This is a genomic window from Roseiarcus sp., assembly GCF_049514155.1.
In the GTDB taxonomy this organism is placed as follows: domain Bacteria; phylum Pseudomonadota; class Alphaproteobacteria; order Rhizobiales; family Beijerinckiaceae; genus Roseiarcus.
This window is the reverse complement of sequence record NZ_JBEKVH010000049.1, coordinates 1-13914: the sequence shown is the minus strand read 5'-3', so window position 1 is coordinate 13914 and position 13914 is coordinate 1. Positions and strand designations below refer to the sequence as shown.

At 69.2% G+C, this 13914-nt stretch carries 17 protein-coding genes; 5 read left to right on the top strand and 12 right to left on the bottom strand.

Translation table 11 applies throughout. The features are described 5' to 3' along the window. Nucleotides 1-19: 19 nt before the first annotated feature. The 7 genes from ABSF49_RS09375 to ABSF49_RS09345 all read right to left on the bottom strand — a co-directional run bounded on the left by ABSF49_RS09375 (nucleotide 20) and on the right by ABSF49_RS09345 (nucleotide 3756). Nucleotides 20-649: a ribonuclease T2 family protein gene (locus ABSF49_RS09375; RefSeq protein ID WP_424112382.1), complete on the bottom strand. Its 630-nt coding sequence runs from the start codon at nucleotides 647-649 to the stop codon at nucleotides 20-22. A gap of 20 nt (nucleotides 650-669) precedes the next feature. Then, the gene (locus tag ABSF49_RS09370) at nucleotides 670-1152 is read right to left on the bottom strand and encodes a hypothetical protein (protein WP_424112381.1); all 483 of its coding nucleotides are present in this window, start codon (nucleotides 1150-1152) and stop codon (nucleotides 670-672) included. 84 nt (nucleotides 1153-1236) lie between these two features. Further along, nucleotides 1237-1719: a F0F1 ATP synthase subunit B family protein gene (locus ABSF49_RS09365; RefSeq protein WP_424112380.1), complete on the bottom strand. Its 483-nt coding sequence runs from the start codon at nucleotides 1717-1719 to the stop codon at nucleotides 1237-1239. Between the two features lie 13 nt (nucleotides 1720-1732). Further along, a complete protein-coding gene (locus ABSF49_RS09360) occupies nucleotides 1733-2293 on the bottom strand; it encodes a F0F1 ATP synthase subunit B (protein WP_424112379.1) in 561 nt (186 codons plus the stop codon). A 59-nt stretch (nucleotides 2294-2352) separates the two neighbouring features. Next, nucleotides 2353-2487, bottom strand: a complete 135-nt coding sequence (locus tag ABSF49_RS09355; protein ID WP_424112378.1) for a hypothetical protein — start codon at nucleotides 2485-2487, stop codon at nucleotides 2353-2355. Between the two features lie 52 nt (nucleotides 2488-2539). Next, the gene (locus ABSF49_RS09350; protein ID WP_490363319.1) at nucleotides 2540-3286 is read right to left on the bottom strand and encodes a F0F1 ATP synthase subunit A; all 747 of its coding nucleotides are present in this window, start codon (nucleotides 3284-3286) and stop codon (nucleotides 2540-2542) included. Between the two features lie 26 nt (nucleotides 3287-3312). Then, nucleotides 3313-3756 carry an AtpZ/AtpI family protein gene (locus ABSF49_RS09345; protein ID WP_424112376.1) on the bottom strand — a complete coding sequence of 148 codons (444 nt, stop codon included), beginning with the start codon at nucleotides 3754-3756 and terminating at the stop codon, nucleotides 3313-3315. 67 nt (nucleotides 3757-3823) lie between these two features. On the opposite strand from ABSF49_RS09345, the gene ABSF49_RS09340 reads away from it, so the two are divergent. The 3 genes from ABSF49_RS09340 to mntR all read left to right on the top strand — a co-directional run bounded on the left by ABSF49_RS09340 (nucleotide 3824) and on the right by mntR (nucleotide 6217). Continuing rightward, a complete protein-coding gene (locus ABSF49_RS09340; RefSeq protein ID WP_424112375.1) occupies nucleotides 3824-4147 on the top strand; it encodes a DUF1345 domain-containing protein in 324 nt (107 codons plus the stop codon). 28 nt (nucleotides 4148-4175) lie between these two features. Continuing rightward, on the top strand, nucleotides 4176-5675 hold the full coding sequence (gene hisS / locus ABSF49_RS09335) for a histidine--tRNA ligase (protein WP_424112374.1): 1500 nt from the start codon (nucleotides 4176-4178) through the stop codon (nucleotides 5673-5675). Nucleotides 5676-5758: 83 nt separating this feature from the next. Further along, nucleotides 5759-6217, top strand: coding sequence for a manganese-binding transcriptional regulator MntR (gene mntR, locus ABSF49_RS09330; RefSeq protein WP_424112373.1), 459 nt, complete (start codon nucleotides 5759-5761; stop codon nucleotides 6215-6217). A gap of 3 nt (nucleotides 6218-6220) precedes the next feature. Here the strand turns inward: mntR and mbfA are convergent, their stop codons facing one another. Continuing rightward, nucleotides 6221-7177 carry an iron exporter MbfA gene (gene mbfA, locus ABSF49_RS09325; protein ID WP_424112372.1) on the bottom strand — a complete coding sequence of 319 codons (957 nt, stop codon included), beginning with the start codon at nucleotides 7175-7177 and terminating at the stop codon, nucleotides 6221-6223. A gap of 184 nt (nucleotides 7178-7361) precedes the next feature. Between mbfA and proB the strand changes: the two genes are divergently transcribed. Further along, nucleotides 7362-8480 carry a glutamate 5-kinase gene (gene proB / locus ABSF49_RS09320; RefSeq protein WP_424112399.1) on the top strand — a complete coding sequence of 373 codons (1119 nt, stop codon included), beginning with the start codon at nucleotides 7362-7364 and terminating at the stop codon, nucleotides 8478-8480. 36 nt (nucleotides 8481-8516) lie between these two features. After that, nucleotides 8517-8786 carry a hypothetical protein gene (locus ABSF49_RS09315; RefSeq protein ID WP_424112371.1) on the top strand — a complete coding sequence of 90 codons (270 nt, stop codon included), beginning with the start codon at nucleotides 8517-8519 and terminating at the stop codon, nucleotides 8784-8786. A 44-nt stretch (nucleotides 8787-8830) separates the two neighbouring features. Here ABSF49_RS09315 and ABSF49_RS09310 read toward each other — a convergent pair whose 3' ends face one another. From ABSF49_RS09310 to ABSF49_RS09295, 4 genes are all read right to left on the bottom strand, one after another. After that, nucleotides 8831-9121 (bottom strand): hypothetical protein, encoded by a 291-nt coding sequence (locus tag ABSF49_RS09310; protein WP_424112370.1) that lies wholly within the window; start codon nucleotides 9119-9121, stop codon nucleotides 8831-8833. Between the two features lie 3 nt (nucleotides 9122-9124). After that, the gene (ppc, locus tag ABSF49_RS09305; protein WP_424112369.1) at nucleotides 9125-11911 is read right to left on the bottom strand and encodes a phosphoenolpyruvate carboxylase; all 2787 of its coding nucleotides are present in this window, start codon (nucleotides 11909-11911) and stop codon (nucleotides 9125-9127) included. Nucleotides 11912-12137: 226 nt separating this feature from the next. Further along, nucleotides 12138-12548, bottom strand: a complete 411-nt coding sequence (locus tag ABSF49_RS09300) for a very short patch repair endonuclease (protein ID WP_424112368.1) — start codon at nucleotides 12546-12548, stop codon at nucleotides 12138-12140. A 76-nt stretch (nucleotides 12549-12624) separates the two neighbouring features. Next, the gene (locus ABSF49_RS09295) at nucleotides 12625-13836 is read right to left on the bottom strand and encodes a DNA cytosine methyltransferase (protein ID WP_424112367.1); all 1212 of its coding nucleotides are present in this window, start codon (nucleotides 13834-13836) and stop codon (nucleotides 12625-12627) included. Nucleotides 13837-13914: the final 78 nt, after the last annotated feature.

The window sequence follows — 13914 nt, the reverse complement described above, 5'->3', positions numbered from 1 at the left end:
GCGCGCGCCCACCGCCCGCTCACCGCAGCGGCGCGATCGTGATCGACGCGGCATGGCACGTATGGCCCGCCACCTTCGGGCATTCAGCGAAGGCGGTCAGGCTCTTGGCGACGCAGATGCGCACCTCGACGAGTTCGCCGTCGCGGCAGGTGATCGCCATGTCGTCGGCCTTGAGATTGGCGTTGGCGGCGATGAAGGCCTGCGCCAGCGCGTCGGGCGAAGTCTTCTGCGCCTCGTGCGGCGCCTTCAACATGTCGGGGACGAATATCGCGTCGCGCAGCGTTTTCACCGCGGCGAAATAGGCCTGCGGGTCGAGCCCCGAGCAGGTTCCGTGCTTGCGGTACTCGTAGCGCGCCAGGCCTTCGTCGGGATAGACGCCGTCGGTCAGCTTGAGCGCCGCGCCGGAGAGATATCCGCCGCCGCCGCAATCCTCGGGGTTCGCTCCAAAGGCGCTGTTCGGCCAAAGGCCGTGGACGACGAAGCCCTCCCCGGCGCCGGGCGCGCATTGGCCCGGCTGCTTGTCGGCGCCGCCGGCGTCGCAGAAGCCGGGCGACCAGGAGAGCGCAAAGACGTAATAGTCGAAGTTCTCGGCCGCCCGCGCGCCGGCGAGCGCGGCGACGAGCGCGGCCGCGGCGAGGGCGAGACGCATTTGGATCTTCCGATTCTTGGCTAGTAGCGCGCGCGGAGCGCCGCCTGGCCGAGATAGCGCGCGGCGAACGGCCGCAGGACGCTGCAGGCGGGCTCATAGGCGTGGTTGCGGTCGAGGCCGATGACGCACCATTCGACGCCATAACCCCAGCCGATCATCCCGAGGTCCTCGCCTATATTGTAGATCACCGGGCGGAACTTGCCGTCGCCGTCGACGCTGCGAGCGACGCAATAGCGGCGCGGAATGTAGGCGACGCCGTTGGCGCGGTAGCCGATTTCGCGGACGCGGTCGAAGCCCGCGAGGCGAATCGACGAATTCCAGAATTCGGTTTCCTTCTGCGCGAACCGGTCGCTGATCGTCGACAAGACGCCGGGGTCGTCGCAGGCGGGCAACACGCCGGTGTACGGGGAATAGCGTTCTTCGGCGGGGACGATGATTCCCGCGGCATGGGCGCTCGCGGCGAAGACCAACAGCGCCGCCAGACAAACGAAGATGCGCTTCATGGCAGACTCGCGAAAAAGCGGAACGGCGCAGCCACCATGCGGCGGGCGCCGCCGGGGGTCAAGGGTCCCGGGCGACGCGGTTGGTCAGTTCAGCCGGTCTTTGAGCGCGGCGATTTCGCGCGCCGCGAGCTCGGCCCCAGCCTGGCCCTGCGTCTCCTGCCGCAGCACGATTTCGGCCGCCTTGGCGGCGAAGTCGGCGGCGGCGGCGCGCACGTCGGCGGCGGCCTGCGATTCGGCGAGCGCGATCTTCGCCTCAGCCTGCTTGCCGCGGCGGGCGACGAAATCCGCCATCCGCTCCCCCGCCTCCCTGGCGAGGACCTCGGCGTGGGCGCGCGCTTCGGCGACGATCGCCGCCGCGTTGGCCTCGGCCTCGAGCTTCTTCCTCTCGAAGCCCTCGAGCAGCGTCGTCGCTTCGGCGCGCAGCTTGGCGGCCTGGTCGAGCTCCTCGGCGATCGCCTGGCCCCGCTTGTCGAGCGCGGCGAGCAGCATCCGGTAGCCGCCGACGTAGCCGATCAGGCAGAGAAAGACGATGAAGCCGATGAGGACGAAAAATTCGGCGCCGAACATCATGCGTCTCCGCTCAACCGGCCTTCTGCGAGTCGACCGCGGCGGCGATCGCCTCGGGTTTGGCCGGACGGCCGATCAATCGCTCGACGATCGCGGCTGTCGCCTCGCGAGCGATAGCGCCGACATTGGCCATCGCCTGTTCGCGGGTCGCTTCGATCTGGCGTTCCGCTTCGGCGAATTTCGCCGCCAATTCCTCGTCGATCACCTTGCGCTTGGCGTCGGCCTCGGCGGCAAGCTGGTCGCGCGCCGCCTGGGCGAGGCTCTGGGCGCGGGCGCGTGCGTCGGCCAGCGCCTTCTCGTGCGCGGCGGCGGCGGCGTCGGCCTTCTGCTGCATCGCCGTGGCGTCGTCGATGTCCTTGGCGATGCGGTCCTTGCGCTGCTTGATGGTCGCCCCGACCGCCGGCAGCGCCTTCTTGGCCATGAAATAGTAGAGCGCGCCGAGGCAGACCGCCAACCACAGGAGCTGGCCGGGGAACGTGCTGCTGTCGAATGGCGGGAATCCGGCGTGAGCGCCGCTGTCGTGGCCGACTTCGGTCTGGGTGGGCTGCGGCGCCGGGGTCTGTGGTTGAGCCATCGGGTCTTCGGTGTCCTGGCGCGGGAGGCGCCCAAGCCGGCGCCGCCCCGCAATTGGCGTCAGGCGTTCGCCGTCAGACGGCGAACAGCAGCAGGAACGAGATCAGCAACGCCGATGCCGGCGGCGCCCGTTCCGATCGCGGCGAGACCCGCGCCGATGTACTTGGCGGCGATGGCGAGTTCGTGCGGTTCCATGTGTCTCGACTCCTGCTGTTTTCGGTTTGTCGGGTTGAAGGCGAACCGGCGGTCAGTGACCGCCGGGATGAATGGCGTCGTTGAGGTACATGCAGGTCAGCATGGCGAAGACGTAGGCCTGCAAGAACGCGACCAGCAGCTCGAGCGCGAAGACCCCGACGTTCATGACGATCGGAACCACCGCCAGCACCTTGAACACGATCCCCGCGCCGAGCAACATGACGCTGAAGCTGCCCAAAACGGAGAGCATGATGTGGCCGGCGAGCATGTTGGCGAAGAGACGGACGGAATGGCTCAGCGGGCGCGTCAGGAAGGAAATGATCTCGATCGCCACGACCAGCGGCAGGATGTAGATCGGCACGCCCGATGGCACGAACAGCTTGAACCAATGCAAGCCGTGCTCCTTCAAGCCGACGACGATGACGGTCAAGAACACCAGCAGCGCCAGCGCGGCCGTGATGACGATTTGCGCCGTGACTTCGAAGGTGTAGGCGGGAAGCCCGATGAGATTGATGACCAGCACGAACATGAAGATGGTGAACACCATCGGGAAGAAGCGCATGCCCTTCTCGCCCGTCGCCGAGCGCAGCATGCCGGCGATGAATTCGTAGGCGAGCTCGGCCGCCGACTGCAGCCGCCCGGGAACGCCCGGCCCGCCGCGCGCGCCCGCCGTCATCACCAGGCAAACGATCGCGACCGCGATCACCATGTAAAGCGACGAATTGGTCAGCGAGAAATCATGTCCGGCGATCCGGATCGGGATGATCGGCGTAATCGAGAATTGTTCGATCGGGTTGATCGCCGATCCCGCTTCTCCAGCCACGTCTAGTCCTCGTCCTCGTCCTGCCCCGTCGGGGCTTGCGGCGCGGCCTCGGAGGCCGAGCGCGGCTCGTCTTTATCTGGCGCTTGGCCGCCAGACAAGCGCGAATTGCGGACTTCGTCTCGGCCTTTGGGCGAGGTCACGCGAATGACGTTCTTCACCCCCGCGACCGTCCCCAGCAGGAAAAAGACAATCAATAGCCACGGCTTCGTGCTGAGCAGCCAGTCGAGCCCCCAGCCGATCGCGCCGCCCAGGATGATCGCGGCGACGAACTCGCCCCCCGCCTGAAGGCCGAGCGTCACGCCGGGGCCGCCAAAGCCGCCGCCCGACTGGCTCGCCGACGCGGCGACGCGCACGCGCGTCTCGGCGGCGCGGCGCTCCAGTCGGCCTTTGAGTCTGTCGAGCCGGGCGCGCATCTCGCGCTCGTCGTCCTCGGGAGTTTTGGCCATCGACGAGCCTCCTGGCCCGGCTTCGCCCGGACGGTCGAGCCGTGGCAAGACCGGCCGGCGCTGTCAATTGCCGCCGCTTGACCGCGTCGGGGGCCTTAGGCAAGCCAAGCGCCGGGCGGACGATTACCAGGGGCCGCATGTCGATTGCCGCGGCGCCGAGGCCAGGGAAGAACGGCGCGCGGGGGGCCTGCGCTTCCGCGACGAAGACGCGCCGGGCTGGGGCGAATTCCTCGATCAGGCGTTCGTCATCGGTTGCGCCCCAGCCGCCGCCGACGTAAACGCCACGTCGAGATCGATGCGCCGCGCCTGCCTCGCACATGGCGTCGTCGCGTTCTTCTTCAATACGATCATCCTGGCGCTGACGATCGACATCGGCGCGGGGCTGATTTAAAGCGCAAACGCGCTCTTTGGGATCGAGCATGACCGACGAAGCCAGCCCTCGCGTCCGCGCCGCCTTGCCGCGCGGCCTCGTCGATCGCGCTCCCGCCGACATCGCCGCCGCCGAGGCGATGATGGTCAAGATTCGCGCCGTCTACGAACTCTACGGTTTCGAAGCGGTCGAGACGCCGTTCATCGAGTACACCGAGGCGCTGGGCAAGTTCCTGCCCGACCAGGACCGGCCCAACGAGGGCGTATTCTCGTTCAAGGACGACGACGAGCAATGGCTGAGCCTGCGCTACGATCTGACCGCGCCGCTCGCCCGCTATGTCGCCGAGCGCTACGAGAAGCTGCCCAAGCCCTACCGCAGCTACCGCGCCGGTTGGGTTTTCCGCAACGAGAAACCGGGGCCGGGGCGCTACCGCCAGTTCATGCAGTTCGACGCCGATACGGTCGGCTCGGCGACGCCCGCCGCCGACGCCGAAATCTGCATGATGGCCGCCGATTGTCTCGAGGCGTTGGGCATCCGGCGCAGCGACTACGTGATCAAGGTCAACAACCGTAAGGTGCTCGACGGCGTGATGGAGGCGATCGGCCTCGGCGGGGCCGAGAACGCCGCGCGTCGGCTCACCGTGCTGCGCGCGATCGACAAGCTCGATCGGCTCGGGCCCGAGGGCGTGCGGGCGCTGCTCGGCGCCGGCCGCAAGGACGAAAGCGGCGATTTCACCAAGGGCGCTGGCCTCGATGCGGCGGCGATCGAGCGCGTGCTCGCCTACACGGCCGCGCGCGCCAAGGACAACGCCGCCACGCTGGTCGCGCTCGCGGCTGCGGTCGCCGGTTCGCCGACCGGCGAAGCTGGCGTCGAAGACCTGCGCGAGATCGCCGGGCTGGCGCGCGCCGTCGGCTATGGCGAGGACCGCGTTCTTCTCGACCCCTCGGTCGTGCGCGGCCTCGAATATTACACCGGTCCGGTGTTCGAAGCGGAGCTGACCTTCGAGACGCGCGGCGAAGACGGCAAGCCGATCCGCTTCGGCTCGGTCGGCGGCGGCGGCCGCTATGACGGGCTGGTGGCGCGCTTTCGCGCCGAGCCGGTTCCGGCGACTGGCTTCTCGATCGGCATCTCCCGCCTGCTGGCGGCGCTCAGGGCGATCGACAGTCCGATCGTCGCCGGCGCCGCGAGGCCGGGGCCGGTCGTCGTCGTCGTGCTCGATCGCGATCGCCTGGCCGACTACCAGCGCCTCGTCGCGACTTTGCGCGCAGCGGGGATCGCCGCGGAAATGTACCTCGGCGCCAGCGGCCTCAACGCTCAGCTCAAATACGCCGACCGGCGCGGCAGCCTGTGCGCAATCATCCAGGGCTCGAACGAGCGCGACGCGCCGGGCGGCCGCGAGGTCGTCATCCGCGATCTCCGACTCGGCGCCGAACTCGCCAAGGCGAGCAAGGACCGCGCCGATTATCTCGAATTGCGGCAGAAGGCGCAGTTCGCGGTCGCCGAGGCGGCGATGGTCGCGCGGGTGCGCGAAATTGTCGCGCGCCGCTGAAGCCCTGTTGCGGCGTTGAATCGTCGGTCGAAGCCGGCGTATGAGGGACGACTGGCGTGGCTGAAGACGGGCGAGGGACAATCATGGCGAGCGGCGCCGATGCGAAGCCTTCCGCGCCCGAACTGGCTGCGGCGCCGGCGCAGGCGCGCCGCTTCGTCGCCGCGCGCCGCCGCCGCGCCGCTGCGGCGCTCGAAGACTACACCGAACTGATCGCCGACCTCATCGCCCGCCAGGGCGAAGCGCGCACCACCGACATCGCCGAGCGGCTCGGGGTCGCCCACCCGACCGCCAGCAAGGCGATCGGTCGGCTCGAACGCGAGGGTCTCGCCGTCGCCAAGCCCTATCGCGGCGTGTCGCTCACCGCCGCCGGCCGGACGATGGCCGAGCGTTCGCGTAGACGCCATCGGCTGGTCGTCGATTTCCTCGTCGCGGTCGGCGCGCCGCGCGAAGCGGCGGAAGCCGACGCCGAGGGAATCGAGCACTACGTCTCGTCGGCGACGCTGGCGGCGTTCGAGGCGTTCCTCGCGGCACAGCGCAAATAGAGATCAACTGCTGCCGATCAGGACGCCGGCGGCGAGCACCAGTCCGCCGCCGAGCATGACCTTGGCCGCCGCGGACAGCGGCGGCGTGTCCATGTAGCGCCACTGGATCCAGGCGATCACCGCCAGCTCGATGACGACGACGACGCAGGCGATGACCGTCGCGGTGAAGAAATTGGGGATCAGATAGGGGAGGGTGTGGCCGATGCCGCCGGCCATGGTCATCAGGCCGCAGACCGCGCCGCGAAGAATCGGCGTGCCGCGCCCCGACAGCTTGCCGTCGTCGGCCAGCGCCTCGGCGAAGCCCATCGAAATGCCGGCGCCGAGCGACGCCGCAATGCCGACGAGAAACGCCTCCCAAGGGTTGCGGGTGGCGAAGGCGGCGGCGAAGACCGGCGCCAGCGTCGACACCGAGCCGTCCATCAGGCCGACCAGGCCTGGTTGGATGATCTGCAGGATGAAGCGGCGGCGCGCGTGCTCGTCCTCGTCGTGGCGCGCATCGGCGGTGAGATAGCGCTGCTCGAGGTCGGCGGCGAGATGCTCGTGCTTGACCTCGGCCTCGGCGAGATCGCCGAGCAGCTTGCGGGTCGCCGCGTCACTCGTGCGCGCGACCGCGAGGCGGTAGAAGCGCTCCGCGTCCTGCTCCATTTCGGCGGCGCGATTGCGCACCGCGTCGACCCCGAGCGGGCGGATCTGCCAGATCGGCTTGCGTGCGATGTAGCCGCGGATGTCCTGGCGGCGAATGAGCGGGATGTGCTCGCCGAACTTCGAGACAAAGAGATCGATGAGGCGGCGGCGGTGCTCGTTTTCTTCCGCCGCCATGTCGATGAAGACCTTGGCGCTGGAGGGATAGTTCTCGCGCAGGCCCTCGGCGATGTCGGCGTAGATGCGCCCGTCCTCTTCCTCGTTGGCGATCGCCAACGCGAGCATTTCGCGCTCTGAGAGATCGTCGAAATTGCGCATCGCCTAAGCTCCGGGCGGGAGGACGGAAGGATCGGCGCCGCGCCGAGGCGCGGCCAAGCTGGAAAAGCGGAGCCTTTCTAAAGACCAGTCGGCGGCCGGGTCAACCGCCGCTTGCTTTGACGGAACGCCTGCTCTAGGCCACGGCTTTCCGCTTGCCAGAAGCCAGACGCCGCCCGTGACGACGCTGCCCAATCTCGATCAGTTCTCGCGCGTCGTGGTCAAGGTCGGCTCGTCGCTGCTGGTCGACGCCGCCAAAGGCGCGCTCAAGCAGGATTGGCTCGAGGCCTTGGTCGACGATCTCGCGGCGCTGCACAAGCGCGGCGCGGACGTGCTGGTCGTCTCCTCGGGGGCGATCGCGCTCGGCCGCCGCGTCGCCGCCCTCAAGCGCGGGGCGCTGAAACTCGAGGACAGCCAGGCGGCGGCGGCGATCGGCCAGATCGCCTTGGCGCGCGCCTGGTCGCTGAGCCTGCAACGCCACGGCATCGTCGCCGGCCAAGTGCTGCTGACGCTGCAAGACACCGAGGAGCGCCGCCGCTATCTCAACGCCCGCGAGACGCTCGGACGCCTGTCGGCGATGCGCGCCGTGCCGGTCATCAACGAGAACGACACGGTGGCGACGAGCGAGATCCGCTACGGCGACAACGATCGGCTCGCCGCCCGCGTCGCCACCATGGCCAGCGCCGATCTGTTGATCCTACTCTCCGACGTCGCCGGCCTCTACGACGCGCCGCCGCAGCAGAGCCCGTCGGCGCGGCTGATTGCGGTGGTCGAGCGGTTGACGCCGCAGATCGAGGCGATGGCCGGCGGCGCCGCTTCCGAGGCGTCGCGCGGCGGCATGCGCACCAAGATCGAGGCCGCGCGCATCGCCGGCGCCGGCGGCGCGCACATGGTGATCGCCGACGGCCGCGTCGCCCACCCGATCGCCCGCGTCGGCGACGGCGGACCCTGCACCTGGTTCCTGACCCCGTCCAATCCGGTGACGGCGCGCAAGGCGTGGATCGGCGGCACGTTGGAGCTGAAGGGTTCGGTGACGATCGACGCCGGCGCGGCCAAGGCGCTCAAGAGCGGCAAGAGCCTGCTGCCGGCCGGGGTGAAGCGGGTCGAAGGCGGCTTCGCGCGCGGCGACTGCGTCGCCATTCGCGACGAAAACGGGGCCGAGATCGGCCGCGGCCTGATCGCCTATGACGCCAAGCGCGCCGAGCGGATCTGCGGCCGCAACTCGCGCGACATCGCCAAGGTGCTCGGCGCGCCCGGCCGCGCCGAAATGATCCACCGCGACGACATGGCGCTCAGCGAGCGGTGAGGCGTGCGAACCGCCTTGGGGAGCGAGGACGCGGACATGGCCAAATCGATGACGCCGAGCGGCGTTCGGCCGCTCTCCCGCCGCACGCTGCTCATCGCCGCCGCGTCCGTCGCCGGCGCGGGCCGGGTCGCCGTCGCGAAGGGCAAGCGGTCGCAGGCCGACGTCGCCTATCAGGACCACCCGCACGGCGTCGAGCGATGCGAAATCTGCGCGCCCTTCCTTCCGCCTGACCAGTGCCGGGTGGTGGTCGGCCCGGTCAGCCGGCAGGGCTGGTGCAAAGTTTACGTGGGCGCCGACAGTTCGTGAGCCGGAATGGGAGGGGCACGTCCGCTGTTTGACGATGCTCGATTTCACTCGCGGCTGCGATGAATCCTGTGCAGCAGCCCGTCGAGGCATCCCTTGAACACGACATAGAACGCCAGAGCGAGATAGCCCCAGGCGATCAGCTCCGCCAATTGCAGCAGGCCGCCGTCCAACGCGGCCATCACGCCATAGGTCGCGAGCAGTCGAAAATTGGCGTGAAAAAGCTCGAACAGGTTGAGCGAGCATAGCGCGAAGCCGCCGACGGCGACGCCCATCGCCAGGAACGTCAACCAGGCGGGGCCGTGAAACAGTCGATTGAGGAGCCGCAGCAGCCTCATGCCTTACCCGCTGTTGCGTAAGCCCGCCGAGATGCCGTTGATCGTCAGTTGGATGCCGGTGAGCACGCGGTCGGCGACCGAATGGCCACGGTGCAGCTTGAGCAGCTCGACCTGAATGTGGTTGAGCGGATCGAGATAGGGGAAGCGGTTGCGGATCGAGCGCAGCAGCAGCGGATTGCTCTCCAGCAGCTCGCGCTGCTCCATGATGGCGTTGAGCGCGTCGATCGAGTCGCGCCACTCGCGCGAGATGCGCGAAAAGATCGCTTCGCGCAGCGCGATGTCCGGCACCAGCGAAGCGTAGCGCGAGGCGATGGCGAGGCTCGATTTGGCCAGCACCATGTCCATGTTGGAAAGTTGGGTGCGGAAGAACGGCCAGCGGCGATACATCGCCCTGAGCCGGTCGAGTCCGTCCTTGGGATGGGCGGCGATGAAGTCCTTGACCGCCGAACCGAAGCCGAACCAGCCCGGCAGCATCAGCCGGCACTGCGCCCACGAGAACACCCACGGAATCGCGCGCAGGTCGGAGATCGCCGTCGTCTTCTTGCGTGAGGCCGGCCGCGAGCCGATGTTGAGCGTCGCGATCTCGGTGATGACCGTCGACGACCAGAAATACTTCTCGAAGCCATCGGTCTCGTAGACCAGGCTGCGGTACGCCTTGTAGGCCGACTGCGACAGCTCCTCCATCGCGTGGAGGAAGTCGGGGTCGGGAGCGGCGACTTTCTCCTGCAGCAGGCTCGCCTCGAGCGTCGCCGAGACCAGCGTTTCGAGATTGCGCCGTCCGACCTCGCCGTTGGAATACTTGCTGGAGATGATTTCGCCCTGTTCGGTGATGCGGATCTGACCCTGCACCGCGCCGCCCGGCTGAGCGAGGATGGCGTCGAAGCTCGGACCGCCGCCGCGGCCGACCGAGCCGCCGCGGCCATGGAACAGGCGGATGCGCACGCCGTGGCGACGGAACACTTCGACCAGGCCGATCTCGGCCTTGTAAAGCTCCCAGCCCGAGGTGACGAAGCCGCCGTCCTTGTTGGAATCGGAATAGCCGAGCATCACTTCCTGCTCGCCGCCGAGACTGTCGACCATACGGCGGTAGCTGTGCAGCGACAGCAGCCGGTCCATGACGCCGACGCAGGCGCGCAAGTCTTCGATCGTCTCGAACAGCGGCACGAGATTGAGCGCCGAACGGCCCTCGGACGAAACGAGCCCGACCTCCTTCAACAGCAGCGCGAGCTCGAGAAGATCGGAGACCGACTGCGTCTTGGAGATGATGCTGGTGCGGATCGCGTTTGGGCCGTAGGTCCGGCGCAACGCCGCCGCGGCGCCAAACACCGCCAGTTCGCCGGCGGTCTCCTCGCTGTAGGAGACGAACGGCGAGACGAGCGGCCTCGGCGTGCCGAGCTCGCGCGTCAACAAGGCGATGCGCGCGTCCTCGTCGAGCGCGAGATAGTCGAAGCCGGGGTTGGCGGTGGCTAACAGTTCGGCGACGGTGCGCTCGTGGACGTCGGAATTCTGCCGCAGGTCGAGCGGCGCGAGATGGAAGCCGAACACGTCGACGGCGCGAATCAACGCCCGGAGGCGGCCGCGCGCGATGATCGCCGAGCCGGTGCTCCTGAGCGACTCGTCGATTACGGCGAGATCGGACGCGAGCCCGGCTGCGCTCAAGTAAGGCTCGGCGTCGACCAGCGGCCGCCTGGCCGAGACGACATGGTCGAGCTCGCGCGCCGTCTTGGCCAGACGCGAGTAGATGCCGGCGATCGCGCGCCGATAGGGCTCGTCGCGGCGGGTCGACGACGTGTCGGTCGAGCGCTCGGCGAGCGCCGCCAGCGGCGGGCTGATCGGCACCAGCCCGTCGCTCATCGACAGCTCGCCGCCGAGCTCGTGCAGCTCCTCGAGATAATGGCTGAGCGCCGCCGCGCTCTGCAGGCGCATGGTCTCGCTCAACACGTCGGCGGTGACGTACGGGTTGCCGTCGCGGTCGCCGCCGATCCACGAGCCGACGCGCAGGAACGAGGCGATGCGCTTGCCGACGTCGGCGGGCGCCTGTCGCGCCAGCTCGTCCTCGATCGCGAAATAGATGCGCGGCAACTCGTTGAAGAACGTGTAGTCGTAATAGGAGAGGCCGTTGGCGACCTCGTCGATCACCCTCAGCCGCGTCAGCCGCAGCATGTTGGTGCGCCAGAGGATGAGGATCACGCGGCGCAACTGCTCTTCGTTGTGCGCCAGTGCGACGTCGTCGCCCTCCAACAAGTGGCGCGCGTCGATCAGCCGCGCGATCTCCAGCTCGCGCGTGAGCGTACTCTTGCGGCGGACCTCGGTCGGATGGGCGGTCAGCACCGGGCTGATCAAGGCCTGATCGAAGAACGCGCGCAGCTGGGCGGCGTCGATCCCCGCTTCGGCGGCGCGCTTGAAGGCGTGGGGCAGCGCGCCCGGTCGCGGCTCCGACTTCATCCGCACATGGGCGCGGTTGCGGCGGATGTGATGCTGGTCTTCGGCGATGTTGGCGAGGTGCGAGAAATAGCTGAAGGCGCGCACGATCGACAGGGTCTGGGCGCTGTCGAGACTGTCGAGGGTCACCTCCAGCTCGCGCCGCGCGCCGATTTCGTTGTCGCGGTGGAAGCGGATCGAAGCCTGGCGAATGCGCTCGACGATTTCGAAGACGTCGGAACCGTCCTGGTCGCGGACCGTGTCGCCGAGCATGCGGCCGAGCAGGCGGATGTCGGCGCGCAGCGGCTCGTCCTTCTCCGACTCGGCGGCCTCGCGCATTTCGTTGCGCTCCTTGAGGGCGAACGACATCGGCGGTCTCCTGAGCGAGCGGCCGGGGACCCGGCGCGGCAGGCGCCCCTTTAGCGGTGGGCGCCCCTATATTTGTGCAGCGCATCAAAGCGCGGCGCAAGTGATTTGCGCCGTGCGGCGCCCGAGGCCTGGCAGGCCTGGGGCCAGCCCGAGGGGCGGCTCTCGGGCCGGCGTCCGAACGGCGGACAGCTGGACCCGCCCACCGATCCGCTCGGTCGCCAAAATCTCAAGCAAATTCGGCGCCGAGACGCGCGCGCAGGGCGGACGGATCTTTCAGCTCGCATTCGTAGATGGTCAGCGCCCGCCAGCCCATCGCCGTCAGCGCCGCCGTCGCCGCCGCGTCGCGGTCGCGGTTGCGCGCGATCTTGGCGCGCCAGTAGTCGGCGTTCGCCTTCGGCATGCGCGCGCCGCGTGGGCAGTTGTGCCCATGCCAGAAGCAGCCGTGGACGAAGATCGCCAACTTGCGGCGGCCGTAGACGATGTCCGGCTTGCCCGGCAGGTCGGCGCGACAGAGCCGGTAGCCCGGTGCGAACCCCCTGAGCATCGCCCTGACGGCGATCTCCGGCCCGGTGTCGCGCGACTTCACCGCCCGCATGACGGCGGAACGCTCGGGGGAGGGCTTGCGAATTTGCAGCATGGGCGGCGCTCGACTTCAACCTTGTAGCGCGCCGCAGACGCTCTCGGTCAACGTGCGGCGTCTCGGCCGGCGCGCGCTAGGCGACCGCCGCGTCGGCGCCGCGCCGTCGGCCAGAGGGGATCGCCCGCGAGCGCGGTTCAGGCGGCCGCGCGCTCGATCGCTCGGCTTGGACCAGCGGCAGCAGCAGGTTTTCGCTCAGGAATCGCACCACGGGCGCGACGACGCCGTCGCCGAGCAGATGATAGGCCTCGTTGCGCCGGACCGGCAGGCGGTAGGAATCCGGCAGACCCATCAGCCGCGCCGCCTCGCGCGCGCCGATCAGCCGGGCGCGGGCCGTTCCCCCTTCGATATCGAGCAGGAATTGACGGCTCGAGCCGCCGGCGGGCGTGCGCAGGCAGCCGGCAAGTCCGTCGAAGCGCGCTTCCGCGCGCACGCCGTCGGCGCGGGTGCGGCGGAACAGCGCCGCGACGCGGCGCTCGCCGGCGGCGCGCGCCGTCTCCAGTTCGACGCGCGAGGCCTTCGACAGGGCCGCGAGCAATGCCTGAGTTTTGGAGGCGTTCAACCATTGCGCGTCGTCCGGGGCGGGGTCTAGGCAGTCGAGGAGCGTGCGATTGACGCGCGGCGGCGGCGGCAGGCGCCACCACAGCCAGCGCGCCGCCAGCGCCGCCGGCAGCGCGTCGACGGCGCGGCGCAGGGCGGGAGCGGCGTAGGGCGCGACCGGACCGGGCGCGGTCAGCTCCTCAGGCGGCGCGACCTCTTCTGAGAGCGCGACGAGGAACAGCCGCGGACGCGACTGCGGGACGAAATGCGCAGCGTCGATCGTCAGCGCCCCGAACCGGCAGCCGAGATCGGCCAGCGCGCGGCACAAGGCGGCAAAATCGGCGCCGCCCTTGGACGTGAGCAGGCCGAGCACGTTCTCGAGCGCGACCAGCCGCGGCGCGCGGCCTTCAGCGCCAAGGGCGCGCAGCAGCGCGTGGAAGCCCCAGAAGGCGGACGAGCGCGCGCCAGACAGCCCGGCGCCGGCGCCGGCGAGCGAAAGGTCCTGGCAGGGAAACGACGCCCAGGCCAGATCGGCGCGGCCGGGCAGTTCGACGGGGCGCAGCGTGGCGACGTCGGCGAGGCGAAACTCCGCCGCGCCCCAATTGTCGGCGTAGGCGCGCGCCTTGCGCGGATCGCAGTCGTTGGCGAACAGGCAGCGCCAGGCGTCGCCGAGCCCCGCCCGCGCCATGCCGCCGCCGCAGAAGAATTCGTAGAAGCCGGGTCGGCGCTGGGGCTGCGAATCGCTCACGGGCGAAGAGGATAGAACATTCTTACGCCCCGTGCGGCGACATGGAAGCCGCGAAGCCGTCCGTCAGCCTTGACGGCG

Bases quoted from the DNA above. Each gene is read 5' to 3' on its own strand.
- ABSF49_RS09365 (WP_424112380.1), bottom strand. From the start codon at position 1,719: ATGTTCGGCGCCGAATTTTTCGTCCTCATCGGCTTCATCGTCTTTCTC.
- hisS (WP_424112374.1), top strand. From the start codon at position 4,176: ATGACCGACGAAGCCAGCCCTCGCGTCCGCGCCGCCTTGCCGCGCGGC.
- ABSF49_RS09360 (WP_424112379.1), bottom strand. From the start codon at position 2,293: ATGGCTCAACCACAGACCCCGGCGCCGCAGCCCACCCAGACCGAAGTC.
- ABSF49_RS09310 (WP_424112370.1), bottom strand. From the start codon at position 9,121: ATGAGGCTGCTGCGGCTCCTCAATCGACTGTTTCACGGCCCCGCCTGG.
- ABSF49_RS09345 (WP_424112376.1), bottom strand. From the start codon at position 3,756: ATGGCCAAAACTCCCGAGGACGACGAGCGCGAGATGCGCGCCCGGCTC.
- ppc (WP_424112369.1), bottom strand. From the start codon at position 11,911: ATGTCGTTCGCCCTCAAGGAGCGCAACGAAATGCGCGAGGCCGCCGAG.
- ABSF49_RS09315 (WP_424112371.1), top strand. From the start codon at position 8,517: ATGGCCAAATCGATGACGCCGAGCGGCGTTCGGCCGCTCTCCCGCCGC.
- ABSF49_RS09300 (WP_424112368.1), bottom strand. From the start codon at position 12,548: ATGCTGCAAATTCGCAAGCCCTCCCCCGAGCGTTCCGCCGTCATGCGG.
- ABSF49_RS09370 (WP_424112381.1), bottom strand. From the start codon at position 1,152: ATGAAGCGCATCTTCGTTTGTCTGGCGGCGCTGTTGGTCTTCGCCGCG.
- mntR (WP_424112373.1), top strand. From the start codon at position 5,759: ATGGCGAGCGGCGCCGATGCGAAGCCTTCCGCGCCCGAACTGGCTGCG.
- ABSF49_RS09355 (WP_424112378.1), bottom strand. From the start codon at position 2,487: ATGGAACCGCACGAACTCGCCATCGCCGCCAAGTACATCGGCGCGGGT.
- mbfA (WP_424112372.1), bottom strand. From the start codon at position 7,177: ATGCGCAATTTCGACGATCTCTCAGAGCGCGAAATGCTCGCGTTGGCG.
- ABSF49_RS09375 (WP_424112382.1), bottom strand. From the start codon at position 649: ATGCGTCTCGCCCTCGCCGCGGCCGCGCTCGTCGCCGCGCTCGCCGGC.